This window comes from Candidatus Dependentiae bacterium (assembly GCA_016871815.1).
In the GTDB taxonomy this organism is placed as follows: Bacteria; Babelota; Babeliae; order Babelales.
In genome coordinates this window covers 1-14,492 of record VHBT01000024.1, presented here as the reverse complement: position 1 = coordinate 14,492, position 14,492 = coordinate 1, and the positions used below count along the sequence as shown (strand labels likewise).

Here is a 14,492-nt window from a genome sequence, read left to right as displayed (position 1 = left end):
GAAAAAAAAAAAAAAAAAGAACAAGAAAAAAAGAAATCCGAAGAAGATACTGAAGAATATGGAGATCCAGATGATGAGGAGGCGGTAAATAGACGCGCTCAAGAAGAGTATGAAAAAACAAGAACAAAAGAAGATGAAAACGCAATCAATAAACAAAAAGAAAAAGAGGCTGATAAAACTGACAACCAGCTAAAAAGATCGTTTCGATCTTTTAAAAGACTTGTTTGTGAACATATTAAAAAACTTTGGGGATATCGAAAAAATCCAGATTCTATGGATAATAAAGGCCTTCTTAAGAACTCAAAAGATAAATTTGAAAGAGAATTTAATATAAACGTACGAATAAAAAGCCTTAAAGACCAAATTAGAGAACACACAAATAGTGTTAGAGCATGTAAAGAATTATTGATAAGTCGAGGAATTTTATAATGATTATAAATACTAAATTAATACATTTTTTTTGCTCTCACATATTAAATCAGATGCCCGCTGATCAAGAATTTTCGTTTAGCCATGATTATTATCGGGTTATTGCTTGCATGTCGATTTGTGATGATAAATATAATAAAGAATCAATGGCAGGGTCTTTGTTTGATGATGTTTCAACGATGAAACAAATGCTAACCGATCCATACTGTTGGACAGAAAAATCAATAAGTCATTTTGGTGTTATTTTTTTAGAGATTGGAAAAAACCAGATCGAAGGACCCGGTAATTTTGCTGATGAATTTATCTTCACAAAAAAAATAATCCAACGTTTACTGAGAAGATTAATGAAAATCTTAAGTTGGCCGAAAAATAAAGAATTCAAGCTTACCAAAACCTCTGGATGGTTTATTCCATACAACAAAATGTTTTATTTGGATGAAGATTCATCTGATGGAAATGTTATGCAGCAAATTGATTTTAAGCCTGCTTTTGAAAAAATAATCTCGATCTATGAGGGTAAAACACCTCTTGAAGAATTTGATGTTGAAATGTTTTATTGGTTGCTCAAAGTTTGTGTTTACAACTCATATCATGATTAAAAATTAATACGCATTTTAAATAATTAAAGGCCCCGATGAAACATGAACTTGATCGGAGGTTAAAAAATCTTTAAGCAATGTTTCACGAGTCTGCTCTTTGTTGTTAGAAACAGCCATCGCAAGCGATCGCGGATCACCAACAATAATACACAACTGTTTTGCTCTGGTAACTGCGGTATAAACTAAATTTCGTTGCAACATAACAAAATGCTGCATCATGAGAGGAATAACAACCGCCTTGAATTCAGAACCTTGGCTCTTATGAATTGAAATAGCATATGCCAACACCAATTCATTGAGTTCATGAAATTCATACTCAATCAACTTTTCACCATACAAAACGGTTACTCGCTGATTTTCAAGATCAATTGAGTCAATCGAACCAATATCACCGTTGAAGATAAATTTGGTGTAGTTGTTTTTTATTTGCATCACACGATCATTTTTTCTAAAAACAGTCCCAAAGCGCATAATGCTTGGTAATGAACTGTCGGAATTCAAGAGCATTTGAAGTTCTTCATTGATGCGCGCTGTTCCGATCGTACCGCGATTCATCGGCGTAAGCACAATCGCATCTTTTGCGTCAACACCAATTTTAGGCAGCGTTGTTTTGAATATCGATTTTATAGAATCGATACATTCGGCAGGCTCTTTGCGATTAAGAACAAAAAAATCATGCTTTTCTCCTCGAGCAGAAGGATAAATGCCATGATTAATTTTGTGCGCATTCACAACAATCATACTGTCTTGGGCTTGTCTAAAAATTTCTTTGAGCTGACTAACATTAACAACCGCCGAAGAAATTAAATCTTTCAAAACACTGCCAGGGCCAACCGACGGTAACTGATCAACGTCCCCAATCAACACCAAGTGCGCGTGTGACGGCAAAGCATCAACAATCGAACTTAATAAAAAAACATCAATCATTGACGCTTCATCAACAATTAACCAATCCAACTCCAAGGTGTTGTCATTGTTTCGCTTAAACCCATTTCCCGCTGGATCGAACTCTAACATGCGATGCAACGTCTCTGTGGATCTTCCTGTTCCTTCAAACATTCGTTTTGCAGCACGTCCAGTTGGAGCTGCAAGTTTAAAATGCAGTTTTTGACGATCAAGCAAATCTAATAATTTTCGCACTAATGTTGTTTTACCAGTTCCTGGACCACCAGTGATCACCGAAACCTTGTTCTCAAAACAAGCTAAAATACCCTTTTGTTGATCTTCATTAAGTACCACACCACTGCCGGCGTTTTTTAACTCTTGATAGAGCTGAGCATGATCAAAGTCACTTTTTTTACTTTTACTTTTTAACAACCACTGAATTTTATTTGCAATGCGACGCTCTGCAAAAAAACACTGCGAAAGTGCAAAATAAATCGCATTATTTTTTGAAACTTTTTTGATTTTTTGCAAAACATCAAGATCTTGAATTGCTGATTCAAGTAATGTTTTTTGTTCCTCAGAATACTCCAACAATTCAATTGCTCGTTCAATTAACTGCTGATGCTGAACAACCGTACTTCCCTCACCCATAGCGTCTGACAAGACATGTAAAATTCCAGCCTTTGCTCGCGAAATACTAATCGGCTCCAAACCCAATTTTATTGCTAAATCATCTGCTGTTTTGAACCCTACACCCCAGACATCTTCCATAAGCCTGTATGGGTTATCGGTAATAACTTGAATTGATCTTTTTCCATATAATTTAAAAATCTTTGCAGCAAAAGCGGTAGAAACATCCCGTGCCTTTAAAAAAACCATAACATTTGCTACTTCTTTTTGCTCTTGCCATGCGGCAACAATTGCATCTACTCGTTTTTCACCAACCCCTGCAACCTCACGCAGGCGATCTGGATCAGTATCAATAATTTGCAATGTCTGCGAGCCAAAATGATCAACCAACTTCTGAGCAAAAGAGGGTCCAATTCCTTTAATAAGTCCTGAGCTTAAATATTTTTGAATCCCAACAGAATCTGCAGGAAGCTCTTTTGAATAGGTTTCCACCTTAAATTGACGGCCGAATTTGGCATGAACTTCCCAAACACCGTGTACGGAAATAGATTCGCCGGACAGTACGTCCGGCATAACACCTTGAATCGTTACGGCTTCACGAGAAGAAACGGAAAGCGAAACAACGCTAAATCCACTCGCAGATCTAAAAATGACTTTCTCTACTCGCCCTGCAAGTTTAACTAGCATGTTCATCTATGATAAAATAATTTTTATTTTTCAACGTCAGGAATGCGTTCTTCTGGCTGGTGATTTACCGCATCCACAGGATCAACATGATGCAATTCAGCGAACAACTCTTTTCCACCAGGAACGTGACGTTTCAAACCTACAAACAAGGCTTTTAGCTCTTTAAAGAAAAATGCAACTTCATCCAACTTTTTAAAAGACTTAAACCATAACTCAATTTTATCTATTGGATGTTCAAAGAATTCTCTTAATTTTGAGTTACAAGGCCGATGACCATCAACCTCATGATCAACAACTTTAAGTAAAATATTTTTTGCACCAGGTATAAATTTTAAACCGCCATGCAATTTAAGCAGAAGATCTTTTGGCACTTTATTTTGAAACTTAGTCATAACTCGATCACAATGAGCCGCTTCATCTAATGGGTCTACAGCCACACTATTTGATTCTGAAGGCACATAGCCCCGAGTTGTTTTAATAGTATCAATTTTTACAGACAACTTATGAAGCTGCTTATAATAAGAAGCAATTGCACTTACTGTTTTTTCATCTTTTGCTAAAAAACCACCCAACCTGCCAATCATATACTTATCCCGACTATCAAAAACAAGCGGCGGCTTTAAAGAGGTGGAGCCATCAGCTCCAATAAGAAAACTAAATGAAATACTAAAAACAAAACACAACAAATACGATGCATTAAATAATTTTTTTAAAAAAGAAAAACTCATGTTTTTTCTCCCTTTGTAAAAAGAGCAAAGCAAGCTGATCCGCTAGAATATCGAAGATAATCCAACCGAAACACTCCACTGCCCACCAATTCCTGTTGAAAAAACAGTTTTACGAAAATCGAACGAAAGAGCTCCCGATGCACTCTTAAGATTAATTTGTTTATCAACCTTAAGGGCAATCATCGCCTGACGTGCTCCACCCATTGTAGCAGAACTTACCGTCGAAGACCCATCATTCAATATAAATAACTTACTCTCATTTTCAGAATCTGTAAAAACATGTTCAATTCTCTCGCTTTTTTGCAAAAAAAGGTCTGTTGCTAGCTCAAAAGTAAACTTTTTTGCCCATTTTTGGCGAATTCCAGCTGAAAGCCTGAATAATTCACCTGGACTAGAGCGAACAAGATACTCCTTAGGAAGATTTGCTAAAAATTTATGTCCATCATCAGTAATGTAATACTTATGAATCAATCGATAATTATTCACAGGAAAGTTATACACCAGCTCCCCAATTCCATAAAGATTTGTATTTGAGCCCGGAATAATCTGAAATCCTCCCATAAGCCCAACACTTCCAGCTCCCTGGCCGACTTTATGCGTACCGCCAAGAACGAGCAAAGTACGAATTAATTTCTCAGCAAGCCCCTTGAGAGCAGCCGGGTCCATAAACTCAAGCCATCCCAGACCGTTACCATCATCATCTGCAGATCTTTTAAGTTGAGACTTCTCTTGAAATAAACTTTGCGTAGGAATAAGAGCACTAAGGCCAAGAAGTACTTTGCACGGCTTATTGTTCAATTTATATGAATAATGCCCCGAAAGACGCAAATCACCAAGCCCACCCGTTACACTAATTTCGGAAATTTGTTTTTTCAAATCAGCCATCGCCGCAGGAGAAAGCGGCTGAGTATCCTCAGAAATTTCTTGATTAGGTCCAGAAATTCCAGAATCGGCTAATGACGAAATTTTCTCTTGACGATCTAAAGGCATCCACAAATGAGACGCTTGAATAAGAATAGGCATCTGGGCAATTAACGAAAACTTTTTATACTTTTTCTTTAATTCAAAAAAAACAGATGCTCGCTCTGTTGAAAAAGAAATTGTTTCTAACAAGTCAATTAGAGCTGTGTTTTCAAAAATAACTTTAACTTGTGCAAGACTCAGCTCCTTAGCAATACTAATAATAGGCTTAATCGTTAAAAAATCTTTAAAAACAAATGCCCTATCATAGACGCGATCGGCCATAATTTTTGCGCTGAACATTGATTGATCAACAAAAGAATCCCCCAAGCTTGCCGTCTGTAAAATGGATCGCTCGCGCAGAGGTGTTGTGGAAACCCACAAAGAACCCGGACCATCGCCAGAATCGAAGGTCATCGAGCGAATCGGAAGTTTTTCTGCATCAAAAAGTCTATAAAAATTTCCAGGCGACTCATCTAGTGGAATTTCAACTTCATCTGCCGAACCAAGACATACAGCCGATGATAAAAAAACACTTACTAAAAAAAGATTTTTAAGGCTTTTGAGAGCCGCAATATTCATACTATTAATTTTCCCAATGATACGATTACAACCAATGAATTTTAATTTTGTAATTTATGCAGCCAAGTTTAACTTGTTAGTCGTTTTTATCAAATTTATCAAACAGAATAAATATCTTGCGTAATCTAAATTGACATTTACAGACCAAGGATCTTACACTTGGATCAATTATTTAATTATAAAACCGTAGGTTTTGCGATGGATATTGTAAACCCAGAAAATGTATATCTTGTTAAAGCCGCTGCGTATCTTGCTGCTGGTTTTTGTATGGGCATCGGAGGAATCGGGCCGTCCCTTGGTCAAGGGTTTATTGCCGGAAAGGCTTGCGAAAGTCTTGGCAAAAAACCTGAACACGCAAGTCCTATTCGATCAACAATGTTCCAGGCGATGTTGTTTCTTGAAACATCTCTCGTTTTCATTTTTTTAACAGCTCTTATCCTTATTATTAAAGCGTAATCGCACACCGCAATCATGCAAGTAAACATTACGTTTTTTGTTCAACTTTTTAATATCACAATAACCATGTGGTTTCTAAAACATTTTTTTTGGAAACCACTCCTGGTTATCGTTTTAGGTGAAAATAAAGCAACCGCAGAAATGGTTGAACAAAAAAACTTATTAGAAAACACTCTTATTGCCAACGAAAAAACATTTCAAGAGCAAAAATTAACAATCATCGAAAATGTTCAATCAAGCTTTATCAAAATTCACAAAAACCGAAATATTAGAAAGTGTCTTGAAATGGAAGTTTCTTACACAGACTCTCTTTCCCTTAATGAACAAAAAATCACAGCTGATGCAACCGAAATATCCCTGTTAATTCAAAAGAAATTTAGCCTATGAATAACGTTTTTGAGTTTCTCAATTCTTTTAACGACGTAGGAACAAAACTCCTTGTTCTTTTTTTTGCACTAAAATTATTAATTCAATGGTGGAATGAAAGCGGAATACTCTATTTTGAAACAGAAAAAAACACTGCTCTTGTAAATGAAAACCTCTTAAAAAAAGACATCAGCTCAGCACAAGATGAAATTGCTTCTAAAAAGATTTTTTATCAAGAAAAAATAGAACAGCTTCAAACAATTCAAGAAAAAATAACTGAATGGCAAAAAAGAAACTTACAAAACCATGAATTAATTTCATCGATTAGCACAGAAAAAAGCAAAAAGTTCAGCGAACTTCAACAAAAAAAAGTTACCTTAATTATTCAAAATAAAAAAAACACCCTACAAGCAACAAAAATCCTCTGTGCTGCACAAGAAAAATTAACTCTTTTTTATACCGCCAATCAATCTTTACCCCTTGATTCGATTATTTTAAAAATTACAAAAAAGGTTGATGAAATATGAACTTTTTTTTATTTGCCCAAGCTCGAAAATACGCAACAACATTTCTTAAAATCGCCTACCCTGTTCCTGGCACAGCACCAATTGATGAATACGAAAAGCTCTCTAGCTTTTTTAGAAAAAATCCTGGTTTAATCGGCCTCATTTGCACATATCCCTGCAGAGAAAATTGCACCAATCTTTTGGAAAATTTTTTCGCCTCAAAATTCAATCTGCTTGCGGCAGAAAAAAAACTTATTAAACAACTGATTCTTACTCATAAAATAAACATTCTCCCCGCTCTTCTTGTTGAATTAATAGCTGTTGAACACGAACGTTTAAACGAAATTCCATGCAAAGTAGAACTTTCCCACAATGTGAGTATTGAGTCTTTTAACTCACTCAAAAAATATTTTGAATCAAAATTTAACGCCAAACTCATTCCCTCCTTAGTGATAAATTCAGAATTAATTTGTGGACTCAAAATTTATTCCCGAACAAAATTATACGATTATTCTATAAAGAAAGTCCTTGATGGACTCTCAAGATCCATACGCGAAACCGAAGGAACCTGATGAACAAAGAAATCGACATTATTCAGCTACTTGAAGAAGCTTTTGCAAATGAAGAACAAACAAAACTCGAAGAAATTGGAACAGTTGTTCGAGTTGGAGATAACATCGCAAGCGTTTATGGATTAAACGGAGCACTGTACGGCGAAATCATTCGCTTTGAAACGGGAGATCAAGGAATCGCTCTCGATCTTGATGAACACTTTGTTTCAGTCGTTCTTCTTGATAAAACAAATTCTGTCTCCGAGCACACAAAAGCATTTCGAACCGAAAAAACATTACACATTCCTGTTGGAGAAAAAATAATTGGACGCGTTGTAAATGCGCGCGGTCTTGCGATAGATGGACTTGGGCCAATTCAAACAGATACGACTCGCCCAATCGAGCGAGAAGCACCAGGAATTATTCAAAGAAAGCCCATCAATAGACCTTTTGAAACAGGAATTATCGCAATTGATGCGCTCATTCCTATCGGAAGAGGCCAACGAGAACTTCTTGTTGGAAATAGAAGCACGGGAAAAACATCGATCGTTTTGGATATTATTTTAAATCAACACGATAAAAACGTTGTGTGCATTTATGTCTCTATTGGCCACAAGCAAGCCGATACCGCTCGAATAATAAATCTTTTAGAACAAAATAATGCAATGGAATACTCGATTGTTGTAACAGCAGATGCTCATGATTCAGCATTACATCAATTTATTTCACCATATACTGCATGTGCAATTGGCGAATACTTTATGGATCAAGGCCGAGATGTTTTGATTATTTATGACGATTTAAGTAATCATGCCGTTGCATATCGAGAACTCTCTCTTCTTCTCCGAAGACCTCCCGGCCGAGAAGCATATCCTGGTGATATTTTTTATATTCACTCTCGCTTACTCGAAAGAGCTGCGCAGCTTTCTGACGCTCTTGGTGGAGGATCGTTAACCGCTCTTCCTGTAGCCCAACTTCAAGGCGATGATATCGCTGCATATATCCCAACAAATTTAATTTCAATCACCGATGGACAAATTCTTTTGGATAGCAATTTGTTTAATCAAGGAGTCAGACCTGCAATCAATATTGGCCTTTCTGTTTCACGTGTTGGAGGCGCAGCTCAATATCCTGCAACAAAAAAACTCGCCGGACAACTCCGCCTAGAACTCGCTCAATACGAAGACCTGCAAGCGTTTTTACAATTTGGATCAGAACTAGATAAAGAAAGCAAACAAAAACTCGATCGAGGACAACGAGCAGTTGAACTCATCAAGCAAAATCGTTACGATTTATATTCTTTTGCGAATCAGACAATCCTCCTGTTTTTACTCAATTACGGGTATCTAGATAAATTTAAACTTGAAGACATTCATGATGTTACTCAAAAGTTTTCATCATTTATCAAAGAAATGTACAACGAGTTATACACTCAAATTGCAAGTACTCACGTGCTTTCTGACCAAACACTCAGCAAACTAAAAACGATCGCCGATGATTTTTGCACTGTTTTTAGACACAGCAACAACGACTAGTAAAGAACCCCCCAACTGAAACAGTTGGAGGGTTGGGGGGGGCGAACAACACTCTCGTATTGTTCATTTAGGGCTTTGTTATTTGTTTGAATCAATCAAGCTGCAAATGGCACTGGAAGAGTATCAACCAAAAAAACCAGTGTCAAGATGAACCGGAACTTAAATAAAAGAATTCAAATGAGTTTTTAAAACAAACTATTTTGAGTATCACCAAGTCCTAGCTGAGCTAAGATCTGCGCTTTGGTTAAAGATGAATGAATTTCTATTTTTTTCAGGCGAGAAGTATGTCCAGAAACCAAACAAACTTCCGCCCGAGAAAGCTTTAACGCCCCACACAGGGCGCTTATAACAGCAGCATTTGCTTTTCCATCAACCGGGGGTGCCGTAACATAACATTTTAGGGTACCATCTTCGGACAAGGAAAAACGTTCTTTTTTTGCTCCTGGAGAAACTTTAATAAATAGAATCAAGATAGTTATTCAACCTCAACAGAAATCATTTTTTCATGTGCAAGCGCGCGCAAATATGCTGCGTTAATCTCATATTCAAAATGTTTTTTTAAATCCGCATGCTCTGGGTACTCAAGAAAGAAAATCGTACCCGCCCCCAAATCACTCTGAATTAATCTAAAAAAACCACTTGGCAAGACATTTACATGCAGATTTATGTAGAAAATAAATCGTTGGACAAGGGTTGAAAAGATATCTTTAAAGTCATCCATATGAATAATCACATTCTTTTGCGCAAAGTCACACACATAAGACCCCATGCGCACAAAAGATGGCCAAATAGATTCAAATGCATACGGTGGCCACACGACACGATCAAAAAGCAAATTTAAAAACTGGATCGACAAGAAGCGAAGTCGCTCTCTGTCATGACGAGAACGAGTATGAGGAATTTCATCACTTTCTAACGACATATAAGCAGTTCGTGCGATATTTCGAGAAATTTTAGTAATAAAATCATTTGGCCGAGTCGAAAGCATATGTGTGTATTTCAAGAAACACTCACACATCAACTCTTCAACATCTCGCTGAACGGCAGAAATTGCCATCGAAATATTTTTTTCATAATCAAGATATGGTTCCAATAAGTTAACCAACTCAGGAAGTATTTGATGAATTACCGCATCATCAATCAATAAACAGGTTTTGAACTTGTTAAAAAATCGTCGCAAGCCAACATCGACAACAACAGCATCAAACGCATACCGTTTTGCAATAGCAATAAAAGTTAGAACATCCCTACCATTCAATGACATACGAACAGTCGCATTCGCATCATCACACGATTGACTGACAAACTCTAACAACTCTTTAGCTTCTTTTGATTCAAGCGAAAAATAAACCCGATGCTCAGGATTTACAATCCACAACGACTCTTGAATCCCCCCTTGTTCCAACTCTCCTGTGGGCGGCACAGGGTGATTTTCTATAATTTCAGCAGGAATCGGTGGCACTTCATGAACAACCACAGAAGGCGAAATAATATCTGTTTTTTGCCCTTCATCGCTTTGCTCAGAGTCATGAACAACAAGACCCTCTTTCTCTAGAACAGCAGCATTTTCTTGCTGTGCGGCAACATGAAACACCGCAGAGTTGTCTGCATCAAGAGCCGTAAACTCATCGGCATAATTTGACCGAGCAAGAACATCGCTTGAAGGAGTTATAATGCCCTCTGGCATTCGAATAGCCGCAGGCGGAATTGTTACAATAATTTCTTTAGAAGCATCAGTATTCGCCACATAACACACAATCATTCCAAAAATAATCTTTGAAACGATCTTATTTTTTATTTTCATCAAAGCATCCTTTTGATACAGTAGCAAAAACTGTCGCTGTTACCATATAACAATTTGTTAACATGTGAACAATAAATTTTGCAAGCAAACACCCCTTTAAAGAGATGGGCTTTATGCCATTATATCGATACATAGCTCTTGATAAAAGTGGCAAAAAAATTTCAGCCACCCTGGATGCTAATTCAAAACAGCATCTTAAAGACATTTTAAAATCCCAGGGACTTCTTGTTGCATCATGCGAAGCTGCAACACAGCAAGAATCTGAATCTTTATGGCAAAAAATAACTACCTCCAATCCTTCAAAACATGAAGTTTTTTTATTTTCACGACAGCTCTCTGTGTTACTGAACGCAAAACTTCCTCTTTTAAAATCGATCGAACTATTGATTGAACAATTTTCAAGCTCCTTCAATAGAATTCTTATCAAAATTAAAGACGATCTACGCGAAGGATCTTCGTTTGCAAACGCACTCGAAAAGTATCCCAAAACTTTTGAAACTTTTTACATTCAGCTCATACGAGCTGGCGAAATCAGCGGCAACCTAGAACCAGTCATGGAAAAGCTCACAACATACCTCGCTCGAGAAATTGAATCTTCAGAGAAAATCTCCGGCGCTTTTGCCTATCCAGCATTCATGCTTTTTTTAACCTTTTTAATTGTTATTGGTGCCCTTAAATATATTGTTCCTCAATTCGCTCAAATGTTTACTCAACTAGGTGGAGAACTCCCTGGTCCTACTCAATTATTAATCACACTTTCTGACCTTTTTAATAATCACTGGCAGATTGGTGCAATAGCGATAACAATCATAATTGTTTTATTTTTATGGTGGAAAAACACTAAAACAGGAAGCTATCAATTGGATTCCATTCTTCTTAAAATTCCTGTCATTTCAAAATTCAGTCGCACAAAAGCCGTTACACAATTTTCCCGCACCCTTGGAACATTGCTTGATAGCAACGCAGGATTACCAGAAAGCCTTTCGATTGTTTGCAATATCATAGAAAATCAAGTCCTTGTACAAACCTTGCAAACCGCACGCGAAAATATCATAAAAGAAGGAAAAATAGCTAAATATCTTGCTGAAACAAATATCTTTCCCCCAATAGCAATTTACATGATACAAACAGGCGAAGAATCAGGTGATCTTGCTAAAATGTTAATCACCGTAGGTAATGACTACGAAAAAGAATTTAACAATATGACAGACTCTATAATCAAACTTATTGATCCCGCTATGATGGGGCTGCTTGGAGCAATTGTGCTCTGGATGATTTTAGCAGTCATCTTGCCAGCACTCAGTATCGGCGATCTAATAAAGACCTAACACAAAAACAGAAAGGAAACTCACATGAAATGGCTCTACTCTCGCAAACCTGGCGTATCTCTGATGGAACAAGTTATTGTTCTTGCAATTATCTTGTTCATCATCGCATTTACAACTCCCCGTATTTTAAAATACATGGATCGCTTAAATGACGATAAAACCAAATTAATCATGTCGAAAATTCATGGTGCAATTTCCATGTATGCAGGAGACATTGGTCACGCACCAACAGCCGAAGAAGGTGGACTGAGAGCATTGCTTGTTCGACCAAAAGGTCCCGCTGCAAACGACTGGAGAGGATCGTACCTCCCAGGCGAAAAAGAAATTCCACTTGATGCATTCAAGCAAGAATTCCACTACTCCGCTCCTCCGCGCAAGTTCAAAAACGTATACAAAAAGTTTGAATTGTACTCAGAAGGTGGAGACGAATCTGTCGACCGAAGCAATGAGCTACGCGTCGGTGACTAAACAAAAATGAACAAACAAAACGGTTTTGGCATCTTAGAAGCAATCATTGTTCTTACAATTATTGGATTTATCTTGAGTGGTACTGTCGGCTTTTTAATGCGCGATAAAACCACTCAAGATCTATTTGATATACAGCACGCCGTAAATGGCTTACTTCTTTCTGCTCGCCAAGAAGCACTCATGAGCGGATCGATCGTAAAACTTCATTTGTACTGCAGAGAAACCCCTCAGAAAATTATTTTAGAAAAAAACATTCCAAACCCAGAAAATCCTCGCGAGAAAAAAACAGTTGCTATCTCTACAATTGGACAAACCTCTCAATACAATATTCCTTCTTCGTGGAAGATAATCGCTGTCTACGCTGGACACGAAGAACAGCTAACAAAAAATAAAGGGCACGCATATTGTTTTGTTCCCCACGATGGACTGATCTCTCCCCTTCTCATTCAGCTCCAGTCAACGGAAGCACAAAAAAGCGCAACACTCAAAAGCGAAGCATTTCAAAAAAAGTTTTCCCTGCACCATATCATTATTAACCCTCCAAAAAAGAGTCGCTCATGAACAGCAAAAGTCCGGGATTCATGATGCTTGAAATAATGATTTGTATGATGCTTGTAGGATTTGCATCACTCTTTACCGTCAAACTGGTATATGAAAAAATTGATCTTATAAAAACAACTCACAATGAATATGAAATTCTTCAAGAGTTAAAAAACATGTTATTCTTGCGACTCATAACTCCCAACGCAAAAAATAGTCCAAACCTATTATTTGCTAAACATGCTCACGAAATGTATACAATTCCCTATGAAATTAATCCAAAATCAAGCCTAAAAGAGTTTGCTCAACAAGCTAAGTTGCTCAGCATTGTATATCAGCCAAATAAGCAGCAAGCTCCTGAACAAAAAATAGTTGGAATTGTTGCATATTCAAAAAAAGAGGGCTTTTGATGATATTTGATCGCAACCCAGGCTCTCTTTTACTCGATGCACTCATAGCTCTTGGCATAAGTTCTTTTCTTATTTTGGGCATCACTGGCATCACTACAAACACCTTAGGGTCGCTCAAACAAATTAATCATCTTAACGATTCTTTTTTAAGAATTACTCAAACAACAAATCTATTATTCAAAGATTTTTCATCTCTTCAGACAATCATCCGCGAAAAAAAAGACTCCAAAGAATCAAACGACGCCGCACCCGATGAAAAAAAATCAAAAAAATCAGAACCCCCACTTGCGCTTATCGCAGAAGCCAGCGAAGAGTGGACAACTAAAATTAATAAAAAAGAGTATCTCAATTTTAAAACAATTAATGGTATTACCACCTTCAGCCTAAAATCGCCAGATGACCACAAACCTGCCCTGATAAGATTTTCTTATAAACTCATAAAACAACCGCTCAAAAAACCTTTTGACGGTGTTCGCTCATTCAAACTCTATCGAAAAGAAACGGCTAACCTAGACGATGTTGACCTCAAAAAAGATTCTTCAACAAAAACATCTGAGCTTGAAACAAATACCGAATGGATACTTATTGGTGAAAATATCGCTGATTGTATCGTACAATTTTCTACATTTGCACCATCAAAACAAACATCCGAAAAAACAGATTCCAAAGAAGAAAAAGATGCTTCAGAAATAGAAATACAAGAATCTTTTGAATGGCCAAACAAAAAACTTGATGATTCTTATAAACAAAAAACACCGACTTTTATCACCATACTTTTACGATTTTGGGACGAAGCGTACGCAAAAACTATTGATAAACAACTTATTATCCCATGCCTCTCCTGGAGCTCGTGCCTACCAGCTCACAAAGCTCAAAATAAAAAATCGGAATCAACTGAAAAACAAACTGACGATAAAAAGGGCTTAACAAATAATTCTAATAATTCTAATAATTCTGGAGGTTCTGGAGGTTCTGGAGGTTCTGGAGGTTCTGGAGGTTCTGGAGGTTCTGGAGGTTCTGGAGGTTCT

At 37.1% G+C, this 14,492-nt stretch carries 15 protein-coding genes; 10 read left to right on the top strand and 5 right to left on the bottom strand.

Annotation, left to right across the window (positions count from 1 at the left end):
• The first annotated feature begins 428 nt into the window (after window positions 1-428).
• Entirely contained in the window at window positions 429-1,028 is a 600-nt protein-coding gene (locus tag FJ366_03705; GenBank protein ID MBM3894670.1) for a hypothetical protein, read from the top strand.
• Window positions 1,029-1,043: 15 nt separating this feature from the next.
• Here FJ366_03705 and FJ366_03700 read toward each other — a convergent pair whose 3' ends face one another.
• Genes FJ366_03700 through FJ366_03690 form a run of 3 tightly spaced genes read right to left on the bottom strand, consistent with a single transcriptional unit; the run spans window position 1,044 to window position 5,500 of the window.
• Window positions 1,044-3,236 (bottom strand): ATP-dependent RecD-like DNA helicase, encoded by a 2,193-nt coding sequence (locus FJ366_03700; protein ID MBM3894669.1) that lies wholly within the window; start codon window positions 3,234-3,236, stop codon window positions 1,044-1,046.
• Window positions 3,237-3,253: 17 nt separating this feature from the next.
• Window positions 3,254-3,958: a hypothetical protein gene (locus tag FJ366_03695; protein MBM3894668.1), complete on the bottom strand. Its 705-nt coding sequence runs from the start codon at window positions 3,956-3,958 to the stop codon at window positions 3,254-3,256.
• 42 nt (window positions 3,959-4,000) lie between these two features.
• The gene (locus tag FJ366_03690) at window positions 4,001-5,500 is read right to left on the bottom strand and encodes a hypothetical protein (GenBank protein ID MBM3894667.1); all 1,500 of its coding nucleotides are present in this window, start codon (window positions 5,498-5,500) and stop codon (window positions 4,001-4,003) included.
• Between the two features lie 198 nt (window positions 5,501-5,698).
• Between FJ366_03690 and FJ366_03685 the strand changes: the two genes are divergently transcribed.
• The 5 genes from FJ366_03685 to FJ366_03665 are packed head-to-tail and all read left to right on the top strand — an operon-like array spanning window position 5,699 to window position 8,914.
• Window positions 5,699-5,956 (top strand): ATP synthase F0 subunit C, encoded by a 258-nt coding sequence (locus tag FJ366_03685; protein MBM3894666.1) that lies wholly within the window; start codon window positions 5,699-5,701, stop codon window positions 5,954-5,956.
• A gap of 15 nt (window positions 5,957-5,971) precedes the next feature.
• Entirely contained in the window at window positions 5,972-6,343 is a 372-nt protein-coding gene (locus FJ366_03680; protein MBM3894665.1) for an ATP synthase F0 subunit B, read from the top strand.
• Window positions 6,340-6,849 carry a hypothetical protein gene (locus tag FJ366_03675; protein MBM3894664.1) on the top strand — a complete coding sequence of 170 codons (510 nt, stop codon included), beginning with the start codon at window positions 6,340-6,342 and terminating at the stop codon, window positions 6,847-6,849. The genes FJ366_03680 and FJ366_03675 overlap by 4 nt, the downstream gene beginning before the upstream one ends.
• Window positions 6,846-7,400: a F0F1 ATP synthase subunit delta gene (locus tag FJ366_03670; GenBank protein ID MBM3894663.1), complete on the top strand. Its 555-nt coding sequence runs from the start codon at window positions 6,846-6,848 to the stop codon at window positions 7,398-7,400. The genes FJ366_03675 and FJ366_03670 overlap by 4 nt, the downstream gene beginning before the upstream one ends.
• Entirely contained in the window at window positions 7,400-8,914 is a 1,515-nt protein-coding gene (locus FJ366_03665; protein MBM3894662.1) for a F0F1 ATP synthase subunit alpha, read from the top strand. The genes FJ366_03670 and FJ366_03665 overlap by 1 nt, the downstream gene beginning before the upstream one ends.
• Window positions 8,915-9,099: 185 nt before the next feature.
• Here FJ366_03665 and FJ366_03660 read toward each other — a convergent pair whose 3' ends face one another.
• A complete protein-coding gene (locus FJ366_03660; GenBank protein ID MBM3894661.1) occupies window positions 9,100-9,393 on the bottom strand; it encodes a DUF167 domain-containing protein in 294 nt (97 codons plus the stop codon).
• Window positions 9,390-10,718 carry a hypothetical protein gene (locus FJ366_03655; GenBank protein ID MBM3894660.1) on the bottom strand — a complete coding sequence of 443 codons (1,329 nt, stop codon included), beginning with the start codon at window positions 10,716-10,718 and terminating at the stop codon, window positions 9,390-9,392. Before FJ366_03655 ends, FJ366_03660 begins: the two co-directional genes overlap by 4 nt.
• 104 nt (window positions 10,719-10,822) lie before the next feature.
• On the opposite strand from FJ366_03655, the gene FJ366_03650 reads away from it, so the two are divergent.
• Genes FJ366_03650 through FJ366_03635 form a run of 4 tightly spaced genes read left to right on the top strand, consistent with a single transcriptional unit; the run spans window position 10,823 to window position 13,464 of the window.
• Window positions 10,823-12,046, top strand: coding sequence for a type II secretion system F family protein (locus FJ366_03650; protein ID MBM3894659.1), 1,224 nt, complete (start codon window positions 10,823-10,825; stop codon window positions 12,044-12,046).
• 24 nt (window positions 12,047-12,070) lie between these two features.
• Window positions 12,071-12,514 carry a hypothetical protein gene (locus tag FJ366_03645; protein MBM3894658.1) on the top strand — a complete coding sequence of 148 codons (444 nt, stop codon included), beginning with the start codon at window positions 12,071-12,073 and terminating at the stop codon, window positions 12,512-12,514.
• A gap of 6 nt (window positions 12,515-12,520) precedes the next feature.
• Complete coding sequence (locus tag FJ366_03640) at window positions 12,521-13,075, top strand: type II secretion system protein (protein MBM3894657.1); 555 nt, start codon at window positions 12,521-12,523, stop codon at window positions 13,073-13,075.
• Entirely contained in the window at window positions 13,072-13,464 is a 393-nt protein-coding gene (locus FJ366_03635; protein ID MBM3894656.1) for a hypothetical protein, read from the top strand. Before FJ366_03640 ends, FJ366_03635 begins: the two co-directional genes overlap by 4 nt.
• Window positions 13,465-14,492: the final 1,028 nt, after the last annotated feature.